General features: G+C 61.0%; 25 protein-coding genes. 9 read left to right on the top strand and 16 right to left on the bottom strand.

The features are described 5' to 3' along the window. The first annotated feature begins 26 nt into the window (after positions 1-26). Both ACRY08_RS11065 and ACRY08_RS11060 read left to right on the top strand, forming a co-directional pair. The gene (locus tag ACRY08_RS11065) at positions 27-491 is read left to right on the top strand and encodes an Lrp/AsnC family transcriptional regulator (protein WP_432449982.1); all 465 of its coding nucleotides are present in this window, start codon (positions 27-29) and stop codon (positions 489-491) included. Positions 492-591: 100 nt separating this feature from the next. Continuing rightward, entirely contained in the window at positions 592-1,812 is a 1,221-nt protein-coding gene (locus ACRY08_RS11060; RefSeq protein ID WP_432449981.1) for a PAS domain-containing protein, read from the top strand. 88 nt (positions 1,813-1,900) lie between these two features. On the opposite strand, the gene cobT is transcribed toward ACRY08_RS11060, so the two are convergent. Further along, positions 1,901-2,923 (bottom strand): nicotinate-nucleotide--dimethylbenzimidazole phosphoribosyltransferase, encoded by a 1,023-nt coding sequence (gene cobT / locus ACRY08_RS11055; RefSeq protein ID WP_432449980.1) that lies wholly within the window; start codon positions 2,921-2,923, stop codon positions 1,901-1,903. Positions 2,924-3,009: 86 nt separating this feature from the next. Here cobT and cobS point away from each other — a divergent pair, with 86 nt between their 5' ends. Next, positions 3,010-3,792 carry an adenosylcobinamide-GDP ribazoletransferase gene (cobS, locus tag ACRY08_RS11050; RefSeq protein ID WP_432449979.1) on the top strand — a complete coding sequence of 261 codons (783 nt, stop codon included), beginning with the start codon at positions 3,010-3,012 and terminating at the stop codon, positions 3,790-3,792. Between the two features lie 61 nt (positions 3,793-3,853). Here cobS and ACRY08_RS11045 read toward each other — a convergent pair whose 3' ends face one another. The 5 genes from ACRY08_RS11045 to ACRY08_RS11025 all read right to left on the bottom strand — a co-directional run bounded on the left by ACRY08_RS11045 (position 3,854) and on the right by ACRY08_RS11025 (position 8,902). After that, positions 3,854-4,366, bottom strand: a complete 513-nt coding sequence (locus ACRY08_RS11045) for a CarD family transcriptional regulator (protein ID WP_432449978.1) — start codon at positions 4,364-4,366, stop codon at positions 3,854-3,856. Positions 4,367-4,677: 311 nt separating this feature from the next. Continuing rightward, complete coding sequence (fdxA, locus tag ACRY08_RS11040) at positions 4,678-5,013, bottom strand: ferredoxin FdxA (protein ID WP_432449977.1); 336 nt, start codon at positions 5,011-5,013, stop codon at positions 4,678-4,680. A 49-nt stretch (positions 5,014-5,062) separates the two neighbouring features. Next, positions 5,063-5,437, bottom strand: a complete 375-nt coding sequence (locus tag ACRY08_RS11035) for an RNA-binding S4 domain-containing protein (RefSeq protein WP_432449976.1) — start codon at positions 5,435-5,437, stop codon at positions 5,063-5,065. Positions 5,438-5,496: 59 nt separating this feature from the next. Then, entirely contained in the window at positions 5,497-8,298 is a 2,802-nt protein-coding gene (locus ACRY08_RS11030; RefSeq protein ID WP_432449975.1) for a helicase-related protein, read from the bottom strand. A 34-nt stretch (positions 8,299-8,332) separates the two neighbouring features. Next, entirely contained in the window at positions 8,333-8,902 is a 570-nt protein-coding gene (locus ACRY08_RS11025; protein WP_432449974.1) for a tetratricopeptide repeat protein, read from the bottom strand. Positions 8,903-9,130: 228 nt separating this feature from the next. On the opposite strand from ACRY08_RS11025, the gene ACRY08_RS11020 reads away from it, so the two are divergent. Together ACRY08_RS11020 and ACRY08_RS11015 are read left to right on the top strand one after the other, a co-directional pair. Then, the gene (locus ACRY08_RS11020; RefSeq protein WP_432449973.1) at positions 9,131-9,421 is read left to right on the top strand and encodes an SCP2 sterol-binding domain-containing protein; all 291 of its coding nucleotides are present in this window, start codon (positions 9,131-9,133) and stop codon (positions 9,419-9,421) included. 37 nt (positions 9,422-9,458) lie between these two features. Next, entirely contained in the window at positions 9,459-10,412 is a 954-nt protein-coding gene (locus ACRY08_RS11015) for an alpha/beta fold hydrolase (protein ID WP_432449972.1), read from the top strand. Between the two features lie 30 nt (positions 10,413-10,442). Here the strand turns inward: ACRY08_RS11015 and pgi are convergent, their stop codons facing one another. The 9 genes from pgi to ACRY08_RS10970 form a co-directional block, all read right to left on the bottom strand. Next, positions 10,443-12,071, bottom strand: a complete 1,629-nt coding sequence (pgi, locus tag ACRY08_RS11010) for a glucose-6-phosphate isomerase (RefSeq protein WP_432450280.1) — start codon at positions 12,069-12,071, stop codon at positions 10,443-10,445. Between the two features lie 22 nt (positions 12,072-12,093). Continuing rightward, a complete protein-coding gene (gene pgl / locus ACRY08_RS11005) occupies positions 12,094-12,768 on the bottom strand; it encodes a 6-phosphogluconolactonase (protein ID WP_432449971.1) in 675 nt (224 codons plus the stop codon). Beyond that, positions 12,765-14,219, bottom strand: coding sequence for a glucose-6-phosphate dehydrogenase (gene zwf / locus ACRY08_RS11000; RefSeq protein WP_432449970.1), 1,455 nt, complete (start codon positions 14,217-14,219; stop codon positions 12,765-12,767). The genes pgl and zwf overlap by 4 nt, the downstream gene beginning before the upstream one ends. A gap of 122 nt (positions 14,220-14,341) precedes the next feature. Then, positions 14,342-15,298: an agmatinase gene (locus ACRY08_RS10995; RefSeq protein WP_432449969.1), complete on the bottom strand. Its 957-nt coding sequence runs from the start codon at positions 15,296-15,298 to the stop codon at positions 14,342-14,344. A 63-nt stretch (positions 15,299-15,361) separates the two neighbouring features. Beyond that, complete coding sequence (locus ACRY08_RS10990) at positions 15,362-15,946, bottom strand: HNH endonuclease (RefSeq protein WP_432450279.1); 585 nt, start codon at positions 15,944-15,946, stop codon at positions 15,362-15,364. Between the two features lie 171 nt (positions 15,947-16,117). After that, positions 16,118-16,801, bottom strand: a complete 684-nt coding sequence (locus tag ACRY08_RS10985; RefSeq protein WP_432449968.1) for an alpha/beta hydrolase — start codon at positions 16,799-16,801, stop codon at positions 16,118-16,120. After that, the gene (locus ACRY08_RS10980) at positions 16,801-17,439 is read right to left on the bottom strand and encodes a DNA-3-methyladenine glycosylase family protein (protein WP_432449967.1); all 639 of its coding nucleotides are present in this window, start codon (positions 17,437-17,439) and stop codon (positions 16,801-16,803) included. The genes ACRY08_RS10985 and ACRY08_RS10980 overlap by 1 nt, the downstream gene beginning before the upstream one ends. Further along, positions 17,415-18,146, bottom strand: a complete 732-nt coding sequence (locus ACRY08_RS10975) for a cobalt-precorrin-6A reductase (protein WP_432449966.1) — start codon at positions 18,144-18,146, stop codon at positions 17,415-17,417. The genes ACRY08_RS10980 and ACRY08_RS10975 overlap by 25 nt, the downstream gene beginning before the upstream one ends. Then, positions 18,143-19,195: a cobalt-precorrin-5B (C(1))-methyltransferase gene (locus tag ACRY08_RS10970; protein ID WP_432449965.1), complete on the bottom strand. Its 1,053-nt coding sequence runs from the start codon at positions 19,193-19,195 to the stop codon at positions 18,143-18,145. Before ACRY08_RS10970 ends, ACRY08_RS10975 begins: the two co-directional genes overlap by 4 nt. 97 nt (positions 19,196-19,292) lie before the next feature. On the opposite strand from ACRY08_RS10970, the gene cobA reads away from it, so the two are divergent. From cobA to ACRY08_RS10950, 4 genes are all read left to right on the top strand, one after another. Continuing rightward, positions 19,293-20,162 (top strand): uroporphyrinogen-III C-methyltransferase, encoded by an 870-nt coding sequence (cobA, locus tag ACRY08_RS10965; protein WP_432449964.1) that lies wholly within the window; start codon positions 19,293-19,295, stop codon positions 20,160-20,162. Continuing rightward, positions 20,162-21,445: a cobyrinate a,c-diamide synthase gene (locus ACRY08_RS10960; protein WP_432449963.1), complete on the top strand. Its 1,284-nt coding sequence runs from the start codon at positions 20,162-20,164 to the stop codon at positions 21,443-21,445. The genes cobA and ACRY08_RS10960 overlap by 1 nt, the downstream gene beginning before the upstream one ends. An 85-nt stretch (positions 21,446-21,530) precedes the next feature. Beyond that, positions 21,531-22,757 carry an MFS transporter gene (locus tag ACRY08_RS10955; RefSeq protein WP_432449962.1) on the top strand — a complete coding sequence of 409 codons (1,227 nt, stop codon included), beginning with the start codon at positions 21,531-21,533 and terminating at the stop codon, positions 22,755-22,757. Between the two features lie 73 nt (positions 22,758-22,830). Beyond that, entirely contained in the window at positions 22,831-24,105 is a 1,275-nt protein-coding gene (locus tag ACRY08_RS10950; RefSeq protein WP_432449961.1) for a uracil-xanthine permease family protein, read from the top strand. 92 nt (positions 24,106-24,197) lie between these two features. Here ACRY08_RS10950 and ACRY08_RS10945 read toward each other — a convergent pair whose 3' ends face one another. Beyond that, positions 24,198-24,476: a hypothetical protein gene (locus ACRY08_RS10945; RefSeq protein ID WP_432449960.1), complete on the bottom strand. Its 279-nt coding sequence runs from the start codon at positions 24,474-24,476 to the stop codon at positions 24,198-24,200. Between the last annotated feature and the right edge of the window lie 6 nt (positions 24,477-24,482).

Below are 24,482 nucleotides of genomic sequence, written 5' to 3'. Positions count from 1 at the left end.
CCACCCAGCGCGACTATCCTGCGCATATGCCGCAAATCGACCAAACCGACCGCCGCCTGCTGAAACTGCTTCAGCGCAATGCTCAATTGACATCCCAAGAGCTGGGCGAGGCGTTGAACCTGTCTGCCAGCCAAGCTGGCCGCCGCCGTCAAAGGCTTGAGGAAACCGGCATGATCACCCGCTATGCGGCGCAGATTGATCCACGTAAACTGGGGCTGGATGTACAAGCGTTTATGCAGGTGGAGCTGGCCAGTCAGGCACCCCAAGCCGCTCAGGCCTTTCAGCAACTGGTGGAAAGCTGCGCAGATATCACCTCTGTCTGGACGCTTACGGGGGAAAGCGATTTCCTGATGCGCGTCTATTGCGCCAATCTGGCGGCGCTAAACGATCTGATCCACCGGGTGCTGCTGCCGCACCCCGCTGTTGCCCGGGTCCACAGCCAGATCGTTCTGGACCAGACAAAGCGCGACGCCCCCCTGCCCTTGCCTTGAAAAGAAGGCCGTTTTCCTGCGCGCTTTAACCTTTGTGGAAGGGTTTTGATCTAGTCAGAGTAAGAGACCAGACCGATAGCTTTCACAGGATTTTCGCACCGTGACCTATGTCGAAAAACGTCAGGAATTTCGCCCTGCAAGCGGCGAAGCCCCTTTTGATTTGAACGAGGTTTTTTACTCCCGTACCGACACCCGCGGCATCATCACGTCGGGAAATTACGTATTTCGGCGTGTGTCCAACTATGATTGGGACGAGTTGATCGGCAAGCCCCACAAGATCATCCGTCACCCAGACATGCCCAGCGGCGTGTTTTCGCTCTTCTGGGACCAGTTAAAAAAGGGGCGCATTGTCGGCGCCTATGTCAAGAACCGTGCCAAGGATGGGCTGCACTACTGGGTGTATGCCATCGCCTTTCCCTTTGCGGATGGCTTCATGTCCGCGCGTTTCAAACCTTCGACCGCTATGCTGGAACAAGCCAAGGGTCTTTACAAAGACCTGCGCCGCAAAGAACTGGCTGGGGACTATACCCCGGTCCAAAGCCAGGCAGCCTTGATCAAAGGATTGCAGGCACTGGGATATGATGACTACGACCACTTCGCGACACAGGCGTTGGTGACAGAGTTGTTAAGCCGCAACGATGCGTTGCGCCTGGCAGAGCTTGGCGACCTGAAGCGCATGCAGAAAGTCCATGATACGGCGCGTGATCTGTCGGATGAAACCACATCGCTTGTGCGAGATTTCCAAGGCATGCAAACGATCCCGCACAACTTGCGTGTAATCGCCTCGCGGCTGGAACCCACGGGCGGCCCAATTTCCACCCTGTCACAGAATTACGGCACCATGTCGCGTGAAATCTCAACTTGGTTTGAGGACAATGTGATCGGGGCGGAAAGCAACTTTTCCAGCATCAAGAAATCTGTGCGCCACAGCTTCTTTATTTCTGGCATGGTGCATATCTTGCATGAATGCGAAGTTCACATGAAAGCGGAACGGCGCAAACTCGGTAAAAGTGACGCGGTGATGGAACATGATTACCTCGCCAACGTGGTTGAAGATAACACCAGCCTTTCGGTCGACCTGCTTCGCAAAGTGCGCGAAGAAACCGAACGTATCTTAATGGCCTGTGATGTGATGAACCGGCATGTGTTGGGCCTCAGTTCAACGCGGATTATGTGCAAGATCGAAAGCGCGCGTGTGCCGGAAGGGGGCGACAGCCTGACCGACATCATTCACCAATTGAAGCTTTATCAGGAACGAATCTCGACGCGCCTGACGAAAATCCAGTCGCTCGCCCAAACGATCGCGGAAACCCGTTTGTGACCCGACAAGGCCATGCAGGCGTGATCTGTGGTCATGCGCGCCGCGCGAAACGGCGCATCAAGCCACGGCAGCAAGCGGTCTGCGTGGTCTATTCCCCGTCCGCCACACCGGCTTCGGCAAAGGTTGCCATGCCGGAATGACAGGCCAAAGCGCCCTGCAAGACGCCAATCGCCAAAGCAGCCCCCGAGCCTTCGCCCAAGCGCATATCCAGTGACAGCAAGGGCGTTTTGCCCAGCTGATCCAGAAGCATCCCATGCGCGTGCTCTGCAGACACATGAGACGCAACCACATGATCCAGCGCCCCCGGTACGGCGGCGGCAAGGCAGCTCAGGGCTGCGGTGCAGATAAACCCGTCCATCAGCACCGGGATCGCCTCATGCCGCGCACGCGCCACTGCGCCGACCATGCCGGCCAGTTCACGGCCCCCCAGACATCTAAGGGCTTCCAGCCCATTTTCTTTGGCGGCGGGGTTGGCTGCGATCCCCTGCTCGATCACGCGTGCCTTGAGTGTCAGCCCAGCATCATCTACGCCGGTGCCGCGCCCAACCCAGTCGGAGGCCTCTCCGCCATAAAGCGCCAGAGCGATGGCGGCAGCCGAGGTGGTGTTTCCGATGCCCATTTCGCCCGTTACCAAAAGATCTGCAGCCGGGTCCACCGCCTGCCAGCCAGCCTGCAATGCCGCAACAAGTTCGGCTTCCGACATGGCCGGGCCTTGGGTGAAATCCGCGGTGGGCTTGTCCAGATCCAGCGCGATCACCTCTAGTTTTGCGCCAAAGCAGTTGGACAATTGGTTGATCGCCGCCCCGCCATGTTGGAAATTCAGGACCATCTGTTCGGTCACCTCTGGCGGAAAGGCGGACACGCCCTGCGCGGTGACCCCGTGGTTTCCGGCAAAAACAATCACTTGCGGAGATTTCATTTCAGGGCGCCCGGTCCCGGCCCAGCCCGCATACCAGATCGCCAGCTCTTCCAACCGCCCCAATGCGCCGGGCGGTTTTGTCAACTGACCGTTGCGCGCTTCGGCCTCGGCACGTGCCGCAAGGTCCGCAGCGGGCGCCTGATCAAGCAAAGCTGCAAACTCGGCCAGACTGGCAAAAGCTTCTGTGGACATGGTGGCACTCCCCGATTGATTCCGCTCCCCTCACTCTTTACCCATGGGCCGGACACACAACCAGCCTCAAGAGACCCTTTTCGCCCATGAACGACAGTTCCCAACGTCAAATGCAGGCTCTGGCCCGCATCTCGGACATTCCGGCGGCCATCGGATTGCTGACCCGCCTGCCGATCCGCGTGGACACGACAAAAGCGATCGCGCGTGGAGCGCAAGCGGCCTGGGCCTGGCCTTTGGTCGGCGCAATCCCGGCACTGGCGCTTTGGGGCGTCGCCAGCCTCGCGTTAAACGCCGGGCTTCCCGCGCTTTGGGCCGCAACATTGGGGCTTTTGGTGCAGGTGGTGCTGACGGGCGCCATGCACGAAGACGGTCTAAGCGACAGCGCCGACGGGTTGTGGGGCGGGTTCGAGCGTACCCGGCGCCTTGAGATCATGAAAGACAGCCGGATCGGCGCCTATGGGGTGATCGCGCTGATCCTGTCTTTGCTTTTGCGCGCGACCGCACTTGCGGTGATCCTGCCCCTACCCGGCGCAATCTGGGCGCTGGTCGTGATCGGGCTGGTCAGCCGCTTGCCCATGGTCCTTCTGATGGGCAGCCTGCCCAATGCGCGCGATGACGGCTTGGCGCATCATGTCGGGCGTCCGGGCGCGGCGACGATGGGGCTGGCATCGAGCCTTGTGGCTGTGGTGACGCTTGTGCTTTGCCCATGGGCCATCGCGCCGCTTCTGGTGATCTGTTCGGCCGGCACCATCGCGGTGGCCGCGCTGGCCAAAGGCAAGATCGGCGGGCAGACCGGCGACATCCTTGGCGCGTCCCAACAGGTCACTGAAGTCCTTGCCCTGGCGGTTTTTGCGGCCCTCATGGCGTGAGACATAAGAAAACCACCCGCCATGGACGGGTGGTTATGTCTTTCAACGCTTTGATTGTTGATCAGGCCGCCGCGGCGCGCGACATCAACACATCCGAGACCTTCTTCTGTGCCGCCAGTTCATCACCGCCGCCCACAGCCGCCACTTCGCGGGTCAGACGCTCCAACGCGGCTTCATAAAGCTGACGCTCGGAATAGCTCTGCTCGCGCTGATCATCGGTGCGGTGCAGGTCACGCACCACCTCAGCGATGGCAATCAAGTCACCCGAGTTGATTTTCTGTTCATATTCCTGCGCCCGGCGCGACCACATGGCCCGTTTCACGCGCGCCTTGCCTTTCAGCGTGGTCATCGCCTTCGAGACCTCGTCCGGGCTGGCCAAGCTGCGCATGCCCACTTCGGTCGCCTTGTTGGTCGGAACGCGCAGGGTCATCTTGTCCTTTTCGAACGAGATCACGAAAAGCTCCAGCTCGATGCCGGCGACTTCCTGCTCTTCGATCGAGACGATCTTGCCGACACCATGGGCCGGGTAGACAACATACTCATTCGGGCGGAAATCCAGCTTTTTCTTGCTCATACGGGCATATCCTTCATGTCAGTGTTACCTTGCTTGGTCATCTAGGGCCCAGAGTTTGGCGACAAAAAATCCGCAGGGTATGGTCATACCCTCCGGCGTGTCGTTCATGTTCTGAAACGCGCCGTTCCCGTGGTGGGATGAACGGCGACAACCCCGACTAAACAATTTCACGCCCATAATAACACAAAAATCGAACGGGCAAAAGCGCCGCAGCGCAGAAGCGGCGGTTCACCCCTTATTTTCATAGGGTTACAGGTCGTTATTCAGCCCAAGAGGGCCAGGTTTCAACGCGCAAGTTGCCGCAGTGCGAATCACTGCTCTGCGGGCGCTTCCGAGAAGTGGCTCTGAAGCTTGCCTTCCTTGCCATCCATCTCTTCCGCGTCCGGCAAGGGGTCTTTGCGTTCCACGATGACCGGCCACAACTCGGAATATTTGCGGTTGAACTCAACCCATTCCTCGGTGCCCGGCTCGGTATCGGCGCGGATCGCATCTGCGGGGCATTCCGGCTCGCAAACACCGCAGTCGATGCATTCATCCGGGTGGATCACCAGCATGTTTTCGCCTTCGTAGAAACAATCCACGGGGCAAACCTCGACACAGTCGGTGTATTTGCAGGCGATGCAGTTGTCTTGGACGACATAGGTCATGTTGGCACCTCAGTTTGGCTTGGCACCCCCAATATGACAGGGCGCGGGATCAATCAAGCGGGGACCTGCGGGAAAGGTCAAAGATGCGACGATCTTTCTTACTGGGCCGCCCTTTGCCGTCAAATTTTGGCGCGGGTGCGGCTTCCTTGGGAACTTCTTCTGCGCGGGATGTCGGGGGATCAAGGTCTTCATAGAGCATCTGCGCCTCAGACGCGGGTCCGCGCCGCGTCGACAGCGCCAGAACGCGGATCACGCGCACATGGCGGGCCTGCGGGAAGGTCAGCACATCCCCTGCCCCGATCGCATGAGACGGCTTTGCGACCTTGCTGGAATTGACCCGCAGGTGACCGGCAGAAATGAGTTTCGTAGCCAGCCCGCGCGTTTTGAAAAACCGCGCGTGCCAGAGCCATTTGTCGGCCCGCATCTTGGGGCCGTGAGGATCGGGCGCAATCGCGTCCGATCCCGGTGTTTCGCGGGCAGAGGTCAGCCCTTTTCCTTCAGCCCCATCAGGGCGGCAGCAAAGGGGTTGTCCGGGTCGATGGCTTTTTCTTTGCGCGGGCCGGACTGGAAGGTCTTGGGCTTGTTGTCGCGCGGACCTTTCTGGGGGCCTTTGCCACGTTTGGGCTTGCCGCCTGCGCGGTCGCCTTTGCGCCCACCCGGCTTGCCGCCAGTGCGTTCACCGCGCGGCTTGCCACCACCACGGTTGCGATTGAAGCCGCCCCAGGTGAAGGTAAAGAAGGTTTCCATTTCAGGGGTTTGCGCGTCAGCCGGCGCTTCTTCCCCGGTAGGAGCCGCTTCTTCGGGGGCCACATCCGTAGCCGCCTCATCAGCGGCGGGGGTCTCGGCGACAGGCGCCTCGGACCCTTCAGCGGCACCCGCCTCCGGCGCGGCTTTCACCTTCGCACGTTCGCCTTTCTCGGCTTTATAGCCCAGCCCCTGCATCAGGTCGGCAAACTGTTCCAGCGTCATACCGGTGATCGACAGCATGTCAGCTTTCGCCTCGAACCCGCCGCGGCTGTCTTCCACGCGCAGCTGATCGGCCAGACGCTCCAGCATGTCGATGCGAATCGCGCGCGTGCCCGCGGCGCGATAGCCCGAGAGCATATAGGCGTCTTTGTCGACGCCCTCGATGACCGGAATGGTCACAAGGCCGGGCGGCGGGCTTTCCGGAAATTCCGACAGGTCCTTCCACAGGCTGTCCAGCACCAGACGCAGGCGCGTGGGTGCGGGTTTCAGCATGAGCGGCATGAAGATGGTGAACTGACCAAAGCGCACGCCATGCTTGCGCAGCGCGCCACGGGCGTCCTGGTCCAGATCCTTCACCTCGGCGGCGACCTGGTCGCGCGGGATGATCCCCAGCGCCTCGATCAGGCGAAAGCCAAAGCCCCGCGCCATGCCCGTCAGGGCCTCGTCTTTTTCAATGGTCGAGAGCGGCTCAAACAGCGCCTGCACCTTGCGGTCGATAAAGTGCTGAAGGCGGCGTGTGACCTTTTCAGCCACGTCTTCGCCCGCTTCTTCGTCAACGAAAGCCTGCACGCGCGGCTTGGTCAGCGCGTCACCTTTGACCAGCTTGCCCACCGCATGTTCGCCCCACATCAGGCCGCCCTGTTCGGTGTAATCCAGTTCAGTATCCGGCGCGTTATAGAACCGGTCTGCCCGCAGGTGAAACTCCGGCGCCAGAGCCTTCAGGCTGGCGGCACGCAGGGTCTTGGCCTCTTCCGGGCTTTGGGTCGCATCCTGACTGAAGCGAAACGCCTCGAGCTTGCCCACCAGCTGACCTTCTACGGTCACTTCACCATTTTCGTTCACGTCAGCCACAAGGCTCTCCTTCTGCTTCAACCGCCGCAGCAAAACGCTGGTGCGCCGGTCAACAAATCTTTGGGTCAGGCGTTCATGCAACGCATCTGACAAGCGGTCTTCTACAGCACGCGCTTCGCCGCGCCAATGGGCAACATCGTCCAACCAGTTGCGGCGCTGCGCCACATAGGTCCATGTGCGGATGAACGCCAGTCGTTTGGACAGCGTATCAATGTCGCCATCCACACGGTCAATGCGCTTTACCTGCCGCGCGAACCAGTCGGCGCGCACCCGCCCATGTTCATGGATGTCATTGAAAAGCTGCGTGACCAGACCGGCATGTTCGCCATGGCTGATGCCGCGAAAATCCGGCAGTTGGCAGATGTCCCACAACAGGCCAACCGACCGCCCATCGGTGGCGCGCGCCGTGACCTCGGCATCTTTGGACAGCATTTTCAGCGCAATCAGGTCATCAGCATCCCGCCCACGGGTGAGCCACGGATTGGTGGTGGGCAATTCCAGCGACCGGATCAACGCGTCAACCGTGCCAAAGGCCAGATCGCGGTTGCGCCAATGCAGCTTGCGAAGCGGGGCAAAGCGATGCTCGCAGATCGCCTCGGCCACGGGTTCTGGCAACAGGGGCGCCTCGCCGGTGACACCGAAAGAGCCATGCCGCATATGGCGCCCTGCCCGGCCGGCGATTTGCGCCAGTTCGTTGGGCGCAAGATCGCGCATCCGGCGGCCATCGAACTTTGACACGGCCGAAAAGGCCACATGGTCGATATCAAGGTTCAAACCCATGCCGATCGCATCCGTGGCGACCAGATAGTCCACATCCCCGTTTTGATACAGCTCGACCTGCGCGTTGCGCGTGCGCGGGCTGAGCGCGCCCATGACCACCGCCACGCCGCCCTTCTGGCGGCGCATGAGTTCTGCGATGGCATAGAGGTTGTCGACCGAGAAGCCGACAATGGCCGAGCGCCCCGGCATCCGGCTGAGTTTCTTGGAGCCTGAGTGGATCAGTTCAGAAAACCGTTCGCGGGTCAGAAACTGCACATCCGGGATCAGTCCGGCGATGGCCGGGCGCATCGTATCCGAGCCAAGGAACAAAGTCTCCTGCGTGCCGCGCATACTCAAAAGCCGGTCGGTGAACACATGGCCGCGTTCCGGGTCAGCGCAGAGCTGAATTTCATCAATGGCGACAAATTCCGCGCCCAGCCCCATGGGCATTGCCTCGACCGTGGCGACCCAGTATTGCGCACGATCCGGCACGATACGTTCTTCACCAGTAACCAATGCCACCGCATTGGGGCCGCGCAGAGCGACAAGCTTGTCATAGACTTCACGCGCCAAAAGTCTGAGCGGCAACCCGATGACACCGGTGCGATAGCCCAGCATCCGCTCGAGCGCGTAATGGGTCTTGCCGGTATTGGTGGGGCCAAGCACCGCCGTGATCCGCGGCCCTGACCGCGCGCTGTCCGAGACCATGATCGCCCCTCGCCCTTCATGCCGCCCCTGGCGGTCAGATATCCTGCGCGCCCGCGTTTTCCAGCCGGGCCACAGCCTCTTTTATGTCGGGATTCTGAGGATGTATAGCAAGGGCATGACGATAGGCTTCCAGCGCGCGGGTCGGATCACCCAGATCCTCGAAAATGATCGCCAAGCCGGAAATGGCGGCAAAATGGCGCGGTTCCAAGGCCAAAGCGCGGGCGATGTCGGCCAAGGCCAACCCGTGTTCCCCAAGGTGATAATAGGCGGTGGCGCGAGCATTCCAGCTTTCGGCAAAATCCGGCGCATGGTCGGTCAGCGCAGAGAAATGCTCCAATGCCGCTTCGATATCATCATCCTGAAGCGCCTTGCGGCCACGCTCTAGCAAAAGGTCCATCGCGGCAGAGCCAGAAGAGGACCAGAGCGCCCAAATCTCTTCCTCCAGCGCTTCCCAATTGCTGTCACCTGCCTGTTTTAACTGCAAGAAAAGATCATCCAGTCGATCCGCCTGCGCCATGGCCGGGCGTGGTACGACGGCCAGCGTCAGAACCAGTATCAGGGCCAAAAGCGGCGCCAGAAGAAATCCAGAAAGCAGATTGCGCATGCCCAATCCTACACCGCCAGACGGCTTGCGAACAGGGCCAATCCCCATCACCCGCATGTCCGACCCGTTGGTTTCGCGAAAAAAATGTGACGCTGCGGCCTTCCCACGCGTCACCCGGCGAAATCCGCGCAAATGGGCGTTTACGTTTACGGAAACTATGCGTTAGCATCCCGGTGCTAGAGTTTCGAACCACCCCGATAGCGCGGGGTCACTGATGGAGGATTGCACGTGAGCGACGTGATCACAGCGGCCGTGGCCGCATTGAACGAAAAGATGGGCGGCGGGTTTGACGCGGGGACTGCGAAATTCGTCATCGAAGGCGAAGGCGCAATCATCGTGGATGGTGACGGCGTGCGCGCAGGCGATGACGAGGCCGACGTGACGCTCACCGCGGATGCGGATGTGTTCGAAGACATGCTTTCAGGCAATCTGAACCCGACCACGGCGTTCATGACCGGCAAACTGTCGGTGGATGGCAACATGGGTCTGGCGATGCAGCTGGGTTCGGCACTGGCCTGACCGGCCACTGACACCTGTCACAGAGAGGGAGACGCAGATGACCTTTTCCCCTGCCCCCCTGTTTGAAAATATTGCGCAAGGGCCTGCCGGTGGGCGGGCCTTTTGGGCGCAAACCGCAGATGGCGTGCGCATCCGGCTTGGCCATTGGCCACGCGCGGAGGTTTCCACGCAGAGCGGCACCGTGCTGCTTTTCCCCGGCCGCACGGAATACATTGAAAAATACGGTCTTATTGCCAGTGAACTGGCCGAGCGAGGCTTTGACACGCTGACCATTGACTGGCGCGGTCAGGGTTTGGCAGATCGGCCTGATCAGGACCGTGTTCTGGGTCATGTGGGCGATTTTTCGGAATATGCGCTGGATATCGACGCCATGGTGGCACTGGCCGAGGCAGAGGACCTGCCCCGCCCCTATGTGCTCGTCGGCCATTCCATGGGCGGCTGTATCGGGCTGCGCGCACTGCACAATGGGCTGGATGTTGTCGGCGCTGTGTTCACCGCGCCAATGTGGGGCATCACCATGGCCTCGGCGCTGCGGCCTGTGGCATGGTCGCTGTCCTGGGCGCTGCATCAAAGCCCGTGGCGGCTGATGCGCTCGCCCGGCACCACGCGTGAAACTTATGTGTCGATACAACCCTTTGAAGACAATATGCTGACCACGGATCGGGATATGTATGCGCTGATGCAGGCGCAGGCAAAGGCGCACCCGGAACTGACATTGGGGGGGCCAACGGCGGGTTGGCTATATGCCGCCCTGTGCGAGACACGCGATCTTATGCGGAAACCCGCCCCCGATCTGCCGTGCGTGACCTTTCTGGGCACGCATGAGCGCATCGTCGAAGCCCCACCCATTCACGCGCTCATGGCTCGCTGGCCCAAGGGACGTCTGGAAATTGCCGACGGATGCGAACATGAGGTGCTGATGGAAAACATCACAGAACGCACACGTGTCTACGAGGCACTTAAGACCCTAGCCGCCGGGAAATCACTTTAAGCTCACCCCTCAATAGCCTGTTCTAAAAGGTTATTCCGGCTTCGCCCTAGACAGCTCGGCCACCAATGCTTGCGTTGATCCATCAAGCTTGTCAGCCTTCGCAGCTCCCGACACGACCGGCTCCAGTGCCAGCGCAAGCTCTTTGCCCAGTTCAACACCCCATTGGTCAAACGAGTTGATGCCAAGGATCACGCCTTCCACAAAAACACGGTGCTCGTAGAGCGCAACAATGGCCCCCAGCACATGAGGTGTGAGCTTGGGATAAAGCAGCGTGGTCGAGGGGCGATTGCCCTCAAACACCCGATGCGCGGCCTGCCGTTCCAACGCGTCTCCTGTCAGCCCTTTTTCTTTCATCAGGGCGCGCGCCGTGACCATATCGCGCCCCTGCATCAGCGCCTGTGACTGGGCCAGGCAATTGGCGATCAAAAGCCGGTGCTGGTGGGCCAGATCCGGTTCATGCCCGTCCGCGCCGATCATGAACTCGCACGGGATCACATCGGTGCCCTGATGGATCAGCTGGTAAAAAGCGTGTTGCCCATTGGTGCCCGGCTCGCCCCAGACCACGGGACCAGATGGATAATCCAGCGCGCGTCCATCCAGCGCCACACGCTTGCCATTGCTTTCCATCTCTAGCTGCTGAAGATAGGCAGGAAGACGCGCAAGCCTTTGTTCATAAGGCAAAATCGCGCGGGTCTCATAGCCGCAAACCTGACGATGCCAAACCCCGGCTAACGCCAGCATCAAGGGCATATTGTCCCTGCCTTCGGCGGTCAGGAAATGATCATCCATCGCCTTTGCACCGGCCAAAAATTGCTCAAACCTGTCTGCACCGATGGCGATCATCAGGGCCAACCCGATAGGCCCCCACATCGAATAGCGTCCGCCGACCCAATCTTCGAACCCGAAAACCCGTTCCGGCGCAATGCCCCATTCGGCGGTTTTCTCATCATTGGAAGACAAGGCGATGAAATGCAGCGCGGCCGCTTCGGCCCCCATATTTCGGGTCAGCCACTCGCGCGCGGTTTCCGCATTGGTCATGGTCTCGATTGTGGTGAAGGTTTTTGACGCCACGATCACCAGAGTTTCAGCCGGGTTCAGCCCGGCCAACACATCCGAGATTTGCGCCCCATCCACATTCGACACAAAATGAACCCGCGGCCCGTCATGATAGGGTGACAGCGCCTGCACCGCCATGGCCGGTCCAAGGTCGGACCCGCCGATGCCGATATTCACCACATCGCGAAACCGTCCCCCTGCCGGAGGTCTGATCTGGCCAGCCCGCAGGCGTTTGGCAAAATCGCGCATGCGCGACAGGGTGTCACGAACACCCGGCATGACATCTTCGCCATCCACCATGACGCGCGCATCGGCGCCTGCGCGCAAAGCCGTGTGCAACACAGCCCGCTCTTCGGTTTCGTTGATCTTTTCACCCGATACCATGGCCGCGCGCCGTTCCAAAACACCGCGCTTTTTCACCAGCGCAAACAAAAGCTCGACGGCTTTGTCATCCAGCATGGTCTTGGACCAGTCGAAATAAAGCCCTGCCGCTTTTGTTGAAAACCGCGCGGCGCGCGTTTCATCGCCTGCGAATAAATCCGTAATGCGGCCCTTGCCCTGCGCTTTGCGATGCGCCTTTAGATCATCAAAAATCACTTTTATCTCCAGGGGTTACAAGACGGGTTCATTCAGCCCAATGAACCTGCATATCGGACAAAACCGCCTTGACCGGTGCATCCAGAACATCATCGGCTTCGAGCGCATCCGCCAACGCTTGCCGCTTGGCAGCCCCGATAATGAGGAGGTGTTTGGACAGCGCGCCATTCAACATCGGTGCGGTCAGGGTGATGCGCGGCTCGTCCGCCCCCGGTGCGCGCATCGGCATAAGCGGCGGCGCGTGGCGCGACATGGCCTCTGCCAGACGGTCGGCACCGGGAAAGAGGCTCGCCGTGTGCATATCCTCCCCCATGCCCAGCAAGATAACCGAGATCGGCGCAAGGGCGGCCACAGTTTCCGACAGGTCCGCAAGACTGTCCTCGGGTTGCGCGGTGCCGCCATAAAGCGGCACCAGACGTGCCTTGGCCGCGTGGCCAACCAGAAGTCGGGATTTCAGCAAAGCCGTGTTCGAACGCGGGCTGGTTTCGGGCACCCAGCGTTCATCCGTCAACAGCACATCCACCCGCGCCCAGTCCAGATCGACCGCCGACAAGGCATCAAAAACCGGGCCCGGCGTCGTACCGCCCGGCACCGCCAGCGACACACGATCTTCGTGGTCCAACATGGAACTGAGCTCGGATGCCAGCTTGTCTGCCAGATCCAGCATCATCATATCGCGGTCAGCATATTCGATCAGGTTCATTCGCGGATCTCCCTCCAGCGGCGACCATCTTTGTGCAGCAGCATAAGCGCCTCTTCCGGCCCGGTCGAGAACGGTTCATAGGACGCCGGGGCGTCGCGCCGTTCCTGCCAGGCTTCGATGATGGGATCGGTCCAGGCCCAGGCGGCCTCGACCTCGTCCCCGCGCATGAAGAGCGTTTGGTTGCCACGGATCACATCCATGATCAGCCGCTCATACGCATCAGGCGCATCCGCGGCCTCTTCGCCAAGCGCCTCGGCGAACGTCATGTCCAGCGGCACATCAATCAAACGCATGCCCCCCGGCCCCGGCTCTTTGATCGTGACCTTCAGGTCCATGCCTTCGTTGGGTTGCAGACGAATGGAGAGCTCGTTGGCGGATTGCCCGGTATCCTCTTCGAAAATCGAATGAGGCGGTTCTTTGAACCGCACCACAATCTCGGACATGCGCGCCTTCAGGCGCTTGCCCGTGCGCAGGTAAAACGGGGTGCCATTCCAACGCCAATTCGAGATATGCAGCTTCATCGCCACAAAGCTCTCCGTATCGCTTTTGTCCGTTTCCGCATCCTGCAAATAGCTTTCGGTCTCTGCGTCCCCCGCATATTGCCCGCGCACCAGATCCTCGGGCGCCACGGGGTCCAAGGCACGGATGATCTTGAGCTTTTCATCGCGCACCGCATCGGGGTCGAATTTCGAGGGCGGCTCCATCGCGGTCAAACACAACAACTGCATCAGGTGGTTTTGCACCATATCCCGCATCGCACCCGACCGGTCATAGTAACCACCGCGCCCCGCAACACCCACGGTTTCGGCCACCGTGATCTGGATATGGTCGACATATTGCGCATTCCACAGCGGCTCGAACAGCATATTGCCAAAGCGCAGCGCCATCAGGTTCTGCACGGTTTCCTTACCCAGATAGTGGTCAATGCGGTAAATCTGGCTTTCGTCAAAATGCGCAGCCAGCGTGGCGTTCAGCGCACGCGCCGTTTCCAGATCGTGCCCAAAGGGTTTTTCCACCACGATCCGCGCCTGAGGCCCGGCAATGCCCTTTGTGTGCAGACGTTCAGCAATCGGGCCAAACAGACGCGGCCCGACCGAGAAATAAAACGCCTGCACTCGATCGCCGGACATGGCCGCTTTCAGATCGGCCCAGCCATCATCTCCAAGCGCATCAACCGTCACAAAATCCAGTGTTTCGCGAAAAGCCTTCAGCGTGTTCGGGTCGCATTTGCGTTTCGATACGAACTCGCGCACCGCCGCTTCGACAAAATCCCGATAGGCCTCGCTGTCCATATCCGTGCGGGCGGCCCCGATGATCCGGGCACCATCAGGCATCTGCCCGTCACGAAATCGACGATAAAGACCGGGCAGGATTTTACGGCGCGCCAGGTCTCCTGTGCCGCCAAAGATCACCAGGTCGAACGGATCGACGGGAATTACGCGTGAGACCATGGGTTTCTCCGGTTTCTTGTTAGCGCTAACGGTTTCTAAGACCGGCTTCTACAACTCTGCTCGCCGCGAGTCTAGCATTGATCGCACAGGTCACAAGACCATGACGCTGCCACCCGCTTGATTTATGCTGTTTTGGCCATCACGCAGAGCAGTTCGAACATGATCGACGCCCCCAGATAGGCCGTCCCGCCCGAAGCATCAAACGGCGGAGAGACCTCGACCAGATCCGCACCAATGATGTTCACCCCGTCGAGCGCGCGCACCACTTCAAGCGCCTGAAACGAGTTCGGGCCGCCCAGCTCGGGCGTGCCCGTGCCCGGCGCAAAAGCGGGGTCTACGAAATCAATATCATAGCTGACATAGGTTGCGCCCTGCCCGGCGATGTCGCGTGCCTCGGCCATGACATCATCAACACCGCGGGCGTGAAATTCCTCGATTGGAATCACGCGAATGCCAACAGCATCGGCGAAATCCCGGTCCTCGCTGTCATAGGCCGTGCCACGAATGCCAATCATCACCACGCGTTTGGGGTCCAAAAGCCCCTCTTCAACGGCGCGCCGGAAGGGGGTGCCATGGGTGTACATCGTGCCATCGAAATAGGAGTGAAACAGGTCTGTGTGACTGTCGAAATGCACCATGCCAACAGGCGCGTCCTTGGCCAGAGCGCGCAGAATAGGCAGGGTGCACAGGTGATCGCCGCCGCCTGTCAGGGGGCGGATACCCGCCTTATGCACACGGGTATAGAAGGCCTCCATCCGCGTCAGGCTGTCCATCACATCCGCCGGATTTGGGGCGACATCGCCCAGATCGGCGCAGTTCATCGCCTCGAAAGGTCGCACGCCCGTTGCGCCGTTCTGCGCGCGGATCATGGTGGACATGTCGCGCAACTGGCGCGGCCCATGGCGCGGGCCGGGTCGGTTGGTGGTGCCCCCATCCCAGGGCGCGCCGATCAGGCCCAGTTGGACATCGCCAAAGCGCGGGTGATCAAAATCCACATGCGGCAGACGCATGAAAGTGGGCACGCCGGCGAAGCGCGGCAGATCAAAGCCCGAGACGGGCGTGAAGAACGGATCAGACATGGGACCTCTCTTTTGAATGACGCTAGCGCCAAAGCCCCGTCACGTCATGCCAAAACCGACAGATCACTCATCCAGTTCGGTGTCCCAATATAAAAAGTCCAGCCAGCTGTCGTGCAAATGGCCGGGCGGGAATTTGCGGCCCACATTGCGCAGCTCTTCTGCGGTGGGCTGGCGGGCGGGTTTGCGCAAGGACAGGCCCGAGCGGCGCAAGGGTTTTGACCCTTTCTTCAGGTTACAGCGCTGGCAGGCTGCCACCACGTTTTCCCAGCTGGTCACCCCTCCGCTTGCCCGCGGCACCACGTGATCGAAGGTCAGATCCCCGCGCGCGCCGCAATACTGGCAGCAAAACTCATCCCTCAGAAATAAATTAAAGCGCGTGAAGGCCACGCGCTTTTGAGGTTTTACATAGTCTTTCAGAACAACGACCGAGGGGATTTTGATTTCCAGCGACGGGCTTCGGACCACTTCGTCATATTCGGCCAATATATTGACCCGGTCCAAAACTGCCGCCTTCACCGCCTCTTGCCAGGGCCAAAGTGACAGCGGGTAATACGACAAAGGTCTGAAGTCAGCGTTCAGCACCAGCGCCGAATGGTTTTTGACCCCGCCGCCTTCACGTACAAACTCTGTCCTGAAGTCTCCATCCATCATGCACACATCCTCGCCCGATCGCCTGTCCGGCCTCTGGGACCGGTTGTCGGGACGGGACACCCGCCCCATGCTGATAGGTTGACTATATATAGATAGGGCAACCTGACAACCCCAACATATGGGGTCACCAATGGGCTAGCACGCGATTGTCTCAGGGATGTGACAGGGTTATTTGCCCTGCTCAGGCTGAGCCAGTCCCAGTTTGTCCAGCATGAAGCTCAGCGCCACGGACAATCCATCCATGGCAATCCCATGCCCCGTGCCCTTCATGATGAAGCCATAGGTTTCAAAGCCCGCGCCCTGCAAAACCTCGCCGCTTTCAGAGAAATGCGCGGGCGGCACCATGTCGTCCTGATCGCCATGCACCAAGAGCACCGGCAGCTTGGATACGACGTGTTCTGCAAAGTCATCGGGCTCCAGCATACGGCCCGAAAACGCCACCAGCCCGGCGATCGGCTCGTCACGGCGCGGCAGGACCCGCAGCGACATCATCGTGCCTTGCGAAAACCCAAAAACAATGAGTTCCGAGGGGCTTATGCCTTCATCTTCAAGCACCTGATCGAGGAAAGCGTTGATGTCATCCGTGGCCATCTCGACCCCGCGCATGCTGTCCTCTTCCGACGATCCGTCCAGCCAGGGGATCGGGAACCACTGATAACCCATAGGGTTGCCCAGACATTTCTCGGGCGCATCGGGCGCGATGAAGGTTGTGTCGGGCATATGCTCAGACAAGGGATCGGCCAGCCCCAGAAGGTCGGCCCCGTCCGCGCCATAGCCATGCAGAAACACCACAACGGATTTGGTGTCGCCCGAGGCGGCTTCGCGGCGTTTCATGTCCAGAATACGTGTCATCAAGCAATCCCTTCACGGTGTTTTACAATGCGGTAATAGGCCCAGAGAAGCCGCGCTGCAACGCCTCTCCACGGGGACCAATTTTCGGCCATCTGACGCAGGTCTTTTTCCTTGGGGCGTTCGGGCAGATCAAACAGTACACGCGCAGCCTCTTGCAGGGCCAGATCACCCGCCGGAAAAATGTCCGCCCGCCCCAAGGCAAACAGCGCATAAATCTCGGCGGTCCATAGTCCAATACCGGGCACGGCGGTCAACGTTGTGATCACATCTGCGCTGGAGGCCGCGCGCAGGGTTGCATAATCCAGTCCCGCCCCGGCCAACGCATGCGCATAGCGGATCTTGGGGCGCGACAGGCCAAGGGCGGCCAGATCTTCGGCACTGGCGGCGGTCACCGCTTCTGGTGTGACCATGCCGGCCGCCTCGACCCGCGCCCAGATTGCGGCCGCAGAGGCGGTTGAGACCTGTTGGCCCACGATGGCAAACATCAAGGCCGCGAACCCATCCGGGCGCAAGCGCAGGGGAATTTCCTCTATTTCATCCATAACTTGCGTGAAACGCGGATCGTGATCACAAAGCCAGCGCGCGCCTTCCTGCAAACAGGCCTGCCCCGTGATCACAGGCTCTGTCTGGCCAGCCATTCAAGCGCCTCCTCAGGGGTTTCGACGTGATCACAAGCCTGTGGCTCGGGGCGCGACAGCATCGCCACGGGCAGGCCCAAGGCGCGCGCCGCCAGAAGCTTTGCATCCGCCACACCGCCTGCGTTTTTTGTCACGATCCAGTCAATCTGGCGCTCGGCCAATAAGGCGCGTTCCTCTTCGAACGAAAACGGAGGCCGCCCGACAATCCAGTCGCCATCGTAAGGAAATCCCTCAGCTGTCTCGTCCACGCGGCGACAAAAGAGAATTCTCCCCGCGGCAAGCTCTGCCCAGTCCCCAACCGACTTTGCCCCTGTGGCCAAAAGCACCCGCGCCCCTGTCGGGATGATCTTTGCCGCCTGAGACGGCGTTGCAATATCACGCCAATCATCGCCGTCGCCCGCCTGCCACGCCGGACGCATGAGGCGCAGATAGGGCAGACCAAGCTCTGTGCAAATCTGATAAGTGCGGGACGATATTTGCTGGGCAAACGGATGCGTGGCGTCGATCACGGCGGTGATGGCCGTATCGATCATGAAGCGCGCTTGCGCCTTCGCACCGCCAAACCCGCCGCTGCGCAGGGGCAGCGGATAGGACAAGGGCGCCTGCGTGACACCGGCGAGGGATGCGATGGTGTCTACCCCCTGCGCTGCAAGGTGCCGCGCCAGTGCGCGCGCCTCGGCGGTGCCCGCCATCAACAAAAGCGTCATGTGGCCCGCGCGATCACCGCGCCCTGCCGGTCAATCACCACCACATCAAGCGCGACAGGCCTGTCCCGCAGGATCGAGCGCGCCTCGTGGCGGGCCATGCAGGCGATCTGCATCGCGAAATCTTCTCCAAGTTTTTCAAAGACTTCCAGTGCAGTGTTCATCTGCGCCACCTCGGGCACCTCGGTCCATTTTGCAAGCGCTGCGAAATCCACCTGACTGCGGCCCGAATGCAAATCCCGCGCCCCTTGCGCGAGCTTGGTCAGCTTGCCGATCCCGCCGCCGATGGTGACCCGCTCGACCGGATTTTTATAGAGGTATTTCAGCATGCCGCCCACGAAATCCCCCATGTCGATCATCGCGCTTTCCGGCAGGCCGTGAAGCCCGCGCACGGTGGCCTCCGAGGTGGCCCCGGTGCAGCCGGCCACATGGGTCAGCCCCTCGGCCCGCGCCACATCGATACCGCGGTGGATCGAGGCAATCCATGCCGCACAAGAAAACGGCCGCACGATGCCGGTGGTGCCCAGAATGGACAGCCCGCCCTTGATGCCAAGGCGCGGGTTCCATGTCTTTTCCGCCAAGGCCGCGCCGTCACGCACGGATATGGTGATGTCCACATCCGACGGGCGCCCATAGGCGGCGGCGCATTCATGCACCACGCCTTTCATCATCAGGCGCGGCACCGGATTGATGGCAGGTTCGCCGGGGGGAATGGGCAGGCCCGGTTTGGTCACGATGCCCACGCCCTCGCCCGCATGAAAGCGAATGCCCTGCCCCGGCACGCCTTGCGCCACGCGCGCCCGGATCAGCGCGCCATGGGTGACATCCGGGTCATCGCCCGCATCCTTGATCACGCCTGCCTCGGCCCAGTTGGCCCCCGACTGTGCATTTTCCAGGGAAAAACTCGGCGTTTCCCCTTTGGGCAACGTGATGGTGACCTCATCTGGCACGCCCGGCCCCCACAACCCATCAAGCGCCGCCTTAAGGGCAGCGGTGGCACAGGCTCCGGTGGTCCAGCCCCGGCGCAATTGAGATGCAGGCGCGTTTGTCATGGCGCCGACTATAGGGGTGGTTTCGCGCGCCGCCAATCCGTTGCAAGAGGTCGCGTGAGCACTTTTCGCCGCGCCACATCGGGTGCATAAGGGGCGCATGAGTGAATCAGACGCATATCTTCCGCCCCGCCTGCCCGGCGCGCACTGGCCTGAACTGCAACCGGGTTGGGTGTGGCTCTGTGGGGCTGGACCCGGTGACCCCGGTCTTTTGACGGTGCATGCGCTGAATGCGCTGATGCAGGCTGACGTGATTGTGCATGACGCTCTGGTCTCGCGCGAGATTCTGAGCTGGGCCAACCCGTCCGCCGAAATCATTTATGCGGGCAAACGTGGCGGCAAGCCATCGGCCAAGCAGCGCGATATTTCGCTGCAACTGGTCGAGCTGGCGCAGGCGGGCAAACGGGTGTTGCGCCTGAAGGGCGGAGACCCCTTTGTCTTTGGTCGCGGCGGCGAAGAGGGCCAGACACTGGTGCAGCATGGCGTGCCGATCCGCATCATTCCCGGCATTTCGGCGGGCATTGGCGGGCTGGCCTATGCGGGCATTCCGGTCACCCATCGTGATGTGAACCAATCCGTGACCTTTGTCACCGGGCATGATCAATCGGGCGAAACGCCCGGCTCGCTTGACTGGGAGGCGATCTCGCGCGGGTCGCAGGTCATTGTCATCTATATGGGCATGAAACATCTGGACCGCATTCGCTCAGCGCTGATCGCGGCGGGACGGTCCGGCGACGAACCGGTTGCGATCACCTGCGATGCAACCACGCCCAAGCAGCGCGTGCTGGAAACCACGCTTGCCACCTGCGTCGAGGACGCGGCCGCTGGCGGTTATGGCGCGCCCGCCATCATTTGCGTGGGGCGTGCGGTTTTGATGCGACAGGCGCTGGACTGGCAGGCACTTGCCGCCGGTGACGCGCTGCGCAACACCGACCCGTTGGGGCGTGGCCGCCCGGCCGAGGACCGCTGATGTCCGCGCGGGCCACGATGGGCCTGATCCTGTCTGCGCCGTCATCGGGCAGTGGGAAAACCACGCTCACGCTTGGCCTTCTGCGCGCGCTCACCCGGCGCGGCGTCTCGGTCAGTGGCGCAAAATCCGGCCCCGATTATATCGATCCACGCTTTCACGCGGCCGCCTGCGGGCGCGACTGCCCCAACCTTGATGCCTGGGCGATGGCACCTGCCCGCTTGCATGATCTGGCGCGCGCGGGCGCGGATTTGTTGCTGGTGGAAGGCGCCATGGGCCTGTTTGACGGTGCCCCGCCCGAGGGGCGCGGGGCCACTGCCGATCTGTCCCGCCATCTGGGCCTGCCTGTTGTCTTGGTGGTCGATTGCGCGCGTCTGGCCCATTCTGTCGCACCGCTGGTCAACGGGTTTGCCCAGCATGACCCGGATGTCAGGGTCGCGGGCGTGATCCTGAACCATGTGGGCAGCCCGCGCCACGAAGCCATGTTGCGTGCCAGCCTGCAAGACAGCCTGATCCCGGTGCTGGGCGCGGTTTACCGGCAAGATGGGGTCGAACATCCCTCGCGCCATCTGGGGCTTGTGCAGGCGGGGGAACACCCTGATTTGCAAGCCTATCTGGACCGGGTGGCCGATGCGGTGGAAGCTGCCATTGATCTGGATGCGCTGGTGGCCTTGGCCGGACCAATTGCCCCCGCAGCTGGCCCTGCCGCGCGGCTGAGCGCGCCGGGGCAACGGATTGCCGTGGCCTCGGATCAGGCCTTTGCCTTTGCCTATCCGCATATTCTGGCCGACTGGCGCGCCGCCGGGGCCGAGGTTCTGCCCTTCTCTCCCTTGGCGGATGAGGCGCCTGATGCCTCTGCCGATTTCATCTTCCTGCCCGGTGGATACCCGGAATTGCACGCAGGCAAACTGGCCGCGGCCGAACGGTTCAAAGCAGGCATGCAGGCCGCCAGCTGCCAGATCTATGGCGAGTGCGGCGGCTATATGACCCTTGGCCGGGCGATCACCGACAAAGACGGGCAGCGCCATGAGATGCTAGGGCTTTTGGGGCTGGAAACCAGCTTTGCCAAGCGCAAGCTGCATCTGGGATACCGCGCCCTGACCGCCGCAGAAGGCCCGTTCAAGGGGCCGTGGAATGCCCACGAATTCCACTATGCCACCACGCTGCTGGCCGAGGGGACACCCCTGTTCGAAGCCACGGACGCCGAGGGGCGCGCATTGGCCCCGATGGGTCTGATCAACGGGGCGGTCTCGGGCAGTTTCGCACATCTGATCGACCGCGCGTAGCAGCGGCTGACTGCGACAACATCGCCTTTGAAGGGGTACAATTTCGCTCTGGCCAAACGCTATATGCATGGATACGCATATGGCCATGACCGACGCGACCCTCACCCCCGCTGATGATGCACGTGCCAAGCGCAATGTGACGATACTTGTGCTGGCGCAGGCCATTCTTGGCGCGCAGATGCCAATGATTTTCACCATGGCGGGGCTGGCGGGACAATCGCTGGCGTCCAATCTGTGCTGGGCGACCCTGCCCATTTCGCTGATGGTTGGCGGCTCGATGATTTTTGCCAACCCGGTCAGCTGGGTCATGCAGACCTATGGGCGGCGCATCGGGTTTTGGCTGGGCACATTGGGTGGTTCTGCCGGGGCCGCAATCAGCGCCTATGGGCTGATGCAGGCTGATTTCACCATTTTCCTGATCGGCTCTTTTCTGATGGGGCTTTATCAATCGGCGCAAGGGTTTTACCGGTTTGCAGCGGCGGATACAGCCTCTGCCTCCTTCCGCCCCAAGGCGATTTCTTACGTGATGGCGGGGGGCTTGGCCTCGGCCATCATCGGGCCGCAACTGTTCAATGCGACCAATGACATGATGGTGGTGCCCTTTCTGGGCGCCTATGTGGCAATCATCGCGATCAACCTCATTGGGTCTTTGCTGTTTTTGGGGCTGGACATTCCCAAGCCGGAAAAACCGCATGAAGATGCGCCCAAGGGACGGTCGCGCCGGGAGCTTTTGCGCGACCCGGTGATTGCCGTGGCAATCATCTGTGGCATGGTGTCTTACGCTTTGATGAACCTTGTGATGACCTCGACCCCGCTGGCGGTTGTGGGCTGCGGGTTTGAAACCGATATGGCGGGCAATATCGTCACCGCCCACGTGCTGGCCATGTTTGTGCCCAGCTTTTTCACCGGTCACCTGATTGCCCGTTTCGGCACCCGCGTGATCATCGCCACGGGGCTTGGCATTCTGGGGCTGGCAGGGGTTGTTGCCTTGCAGGGGGTGGAGCTTGAGAACTTCTTCATCGCGCTCATTCTTCTGGGCGTGGGCTGGAACTTTGGCTTTGTCGGCGCGACCACCATGCTGGCCGGCGCCCATGCGCCCGAGGAACGCGGCCGGGTTCAGGGCATGAACGACATGATCGTTTTCGGCTGTGTGACCGTGGCGTCGCTGGCCTCTGGCGGGTTGATGAATTGCTCGGGCGGCACGGCTGTCGAAGGCTGGAGCGCGGTGAACATCGCCATGGTGCCTTTCCTTGCACTGGCCGGTGCATCGCTGATCTGGCTGATGATGCGTCCACAGGATGACCTCGCGTAGTCCAGATCACAGTTTTGCGTGACCCCCTTCGGGAAACCCGCTAGAGAGCGGAAAACCAAGATGGAGGGACGGGATGTCACGCGAGATCACGCAGACAGACTATAAATTCGGTGCCGGACAGGCACTGGTGGGCGCACAGATGCTGTTTGTCGCCTTCGGGGCGCTGGTTCTGGTGCCGCTTCTGACCGGGCTGGACCCCAGCGTGGCTTTGTTCACGGCGGGCGTCGGCACATTGATTTTCCAGATTGTCACGCGCGGTAAGGTGCCGGTCTTTCTGGCTTCATCCTTCGCGTTTATCGCGCCGATCATCTATGGCGTGCAGACATGGGGGCTGCCCGCCACGCTGGGCGGTCTGGCCGCAGCAGGCCTGTTTTACGTGGTGATCAGCTTTGCCATTCGCATCTGGGGCTCGGACTGGTTGCACCGCTATTTGCCCCCCGTCGTGGTAGGTCCTGTGATCATGGTGATCGGCCTGGCGCTGGCCCCGGTGGCCATCAATATGGCAACAGGTCTGGCGGGCGATACACAGATCATGCCCAAGGGTTATGCGCTGATCCTGGCTGCCGTGTCGCTGGGCACCACGATGCTGATCGCCATTCGGGGCCGTGGCATGATCAAGGTTGTGCCAATCATTTTCGGCGTGATCGCGGGCTATGTGGCCGCGCTGATCCTTGGCGCGATCACCGGCCAGAGCCTGGTCAGCTTCCAAAGCTTCTCGGATGCCGCCTGGATTGCCGTGCCGGGCTTTGTCGCGCCTGAGTTCAATCTGGCTGCGATCCTCTTTATCCTGCCTGTAGCCATTGCCCCCGCCATCGAGCATTTCGGCGATGTGATGGCCATCAGCTCGGTCACCAAGAAAGACTATCTGAAGGAACCGGGCATCCAGAACACCATGCTGGGTGACGGCCTTGCCACTGTCTTTGCGGGCCTTGTGGGCGGGCCACCCAACACCACCTATTCCGAGGTGACGGGCGCTGTGACGCTCACCCGCGCCTTCAACCCGGCCGTGATGACATGGGCCGCGATCTTCGCCATTGCCCTGGCATTCGTGGGCAAAGTCTCGGGCGCGCTTGGCACCATCCCCATGCCGGTCATGGGCGGCATCATGATCCTGATGTTCGGCATGGTGACCGTGGTGGGCCTGACGGTGCTGGCGCGGATCGGTGCAGAGGCGCTGACCAACAGCCGCAACATGGTGATCGTCTCGACCATCCTTGTGATCGGTATCGGCGGGTTGTCCATTCCCTTTGGCGGTGGCTTCACACTGGCAGGCATCGGGCTGGCCGGTGTTGCAGGGGTGATCCTGAACCTGATCCTGCCCAAGGAAGTCGAACATATCGACCTGTGACGCGCGCATGGCCCTGCCATGCAAGCCAATAAAAACAAAGCGACCCGCCCAGTTGGGCGGGTCTCCTTTTTGAAACAGTTCGCTGAAGCGCCTCAGCCTTCGGACACCCGGCCACGCCGACCGCCGCGCCGTTTGGGTGCTGCTGCCTCGTCCAGCGCTGCCCGCAACACAGTGGTCATCGGGTGATCGGGATGATCCGCGCCGAAGTGCGTCAACAGGGTTTGAATGCGCTCGGATTGGGACATCGGGTGATCTTCAAACAGCGCCCAGTCCAGAAAAATAGACCGGCATTCTTCAACCCGGATGCCCTCGATCACATAGCTGTCGCGGATCAGGCCGCGCTTGTCGATTTCCTGGATCACTTCCGTCATCTTGTT

The sequence above is a fragment of the Aliiroseovarius marinus genome, from assembly GCF_050881025.1.
In the GTDB taxonomy this organism is placed as follows: Bacteria; Pseudomonadota; Alphaproteobacteria; order Rhodobacterales; family Rhodobacteraceae; genus Aliiroseovarius; species Aliiroseovarius marinus_A.
The sequence above is the reverse complement of the archived record's forward strand: the minus strand, read 5'-3'. Positions and strand labels throughout refer to the sequence as shown.

Coding starts and splice junctions, on each gene's coding strand:
- ACRY08_RS11065 (WP_432449982.1), top strand. CDS start 27: ATGCCGCAAATCGACCAAACCGACCGCCGCCTGCTGAAACTGCTTCAG.
- cobT (WP_432449980.1), bottom strand. CDS start 2,923: ATGTCCACAGAAGCTTTTGCCAGTCTGGCCGAGTTTGCAGCTTTGCTT.
- cobS (WP_432449979.1), top strand. CDS start 3,010: ATGAACGACAGTTCCCAACGTCAAATGCAGGCTCTGGCCCGCATCTCG.
- ACRY08_RS11045 (WP_432449978.1), bottom strand. CDS start 4,366: ATGAGCAAGAAAAAGCTGGATTTCCGCCCGAATGAGTATGTTGTCTAC.
- fdxA (WP_432449977.1), bottom strand. CDS start 5,013: ATGACCTATGTCGTCCAAGACAACTGCATCGCCTGCAAATACACCGAC.
- ACRY08_RS11035 (WP_432449976.1), bottom strand. CDS start 5,437: ATGCGGGCCGACAAATGGCTCTGGCACGCGCGGTTTTTCAAAACGCGC.
- ACRY08_RS11030 (WP_432449975.1), bottom strand. CDS start 8,298: ATGGTCTCGGACAGCGCGCGGTCAGGGCCGCGGATCACGGCGGTGCTT.
- ACRY08_RS11025 (WP_432449974.1), bottom strand. CDS start 8,902: ATGCGCAATCTGCTTTCTGGATTTCTTCTGGCGCCGCTTTTGGCCCTG.
- ACRY08_RS11015 (WP_432449972.1), top strand. CDS start 9,459: ATGACCTTTTCCCCTGCCCCCCTGTTTGAAAATATTGCGCAAGGGCCT.
- pgl (WP_432449971.1), bottom strand. CDS start 12,768: ATGAACCTGATCGAATATGCTGACCGCGATATGATGATGCTGGATCTG.
- zwf (WP_432449970.1), bottom strand. CDS start 14,219: ATGGTCTCACGCGTAATTCCCGTCGATCCGTTCGACCTGGTGATCTTT.
- ACRY08_RS10995 (WP_432449969.1), bottom strand. CDS start 15,298: ATGTCTGATCCGTTCTTCACGCCCGTCTCGGGCTTTGATCTGCCGCGC.
- ACRY08_RS10990 (WP_432450279.1), bottom strand. CDS start 15,946: ATGGATGGAGACTTCAGGACAGAGTTTGTACGTGAAGGCGGCGGGGTC.
- ACRY08_RS10985 (WP_432449968.1), bottom strand. CDS start 16,801: ATGACACGTATTCTGGACATGAAACGCCGCGAAGCCGCCTCGGGCGAC.
- ACRY08_RS10980 (WP_432449967.1), bottom strand. CDS start 17,439: ATGGCTGGCCAGACAGAGCCTGTGATCACGGGGCAGGCCTGTTTGCAG.
- ACRY08_RS10975 (WP_432449966.1), bottom strand. CDS start 18,146: ATGACGCTTTTGTTGATGGCGGGCACCGCCGAGGCGCGCGCACTGGCG.
- ACRY08_RS10970 (WP_432449965.1), bottom strand. CDS start 19,195: ATGACAAACGCGCCTGCATCTCAATTGCGCCGGGGCTGGACCACCGGA.
- cobA (WP_432449964.1), top strand. CDS start 19,293: ATGAGTGAATCAGACGCATATCTTCCGCCCCGCCTGCCCGGCGCGCAC.
- ACRY08_RS10960 (WP_432449963.1), top strand. CDS start 20,162: ATGTCCGCGCGGGCCACGATGGGCCTGATCCTGTCTGCGCCGTCATCG.
- ACRY08_RS10955 (WP_432449962.1), top strand. CDS start 21,531: ATGACCGACGCGACCCTCACCCCCGCTGATGATGCACGTGCCAAGCGC.
- ACRY08_RS10950 (WP_432449961.1), top strand. CDS start 22,831: ATGTCACGCGAGATCACGCAGACAGACTATAAATTCGGTGCCGGACAG.
- ACRY08_RS10945 (WP_432449960.1), bottom strand. CDS start 24,476: ATGACGGAAGTGATCCAGGAAATCGACAAGCGCGGCCTGATCCGCGAC.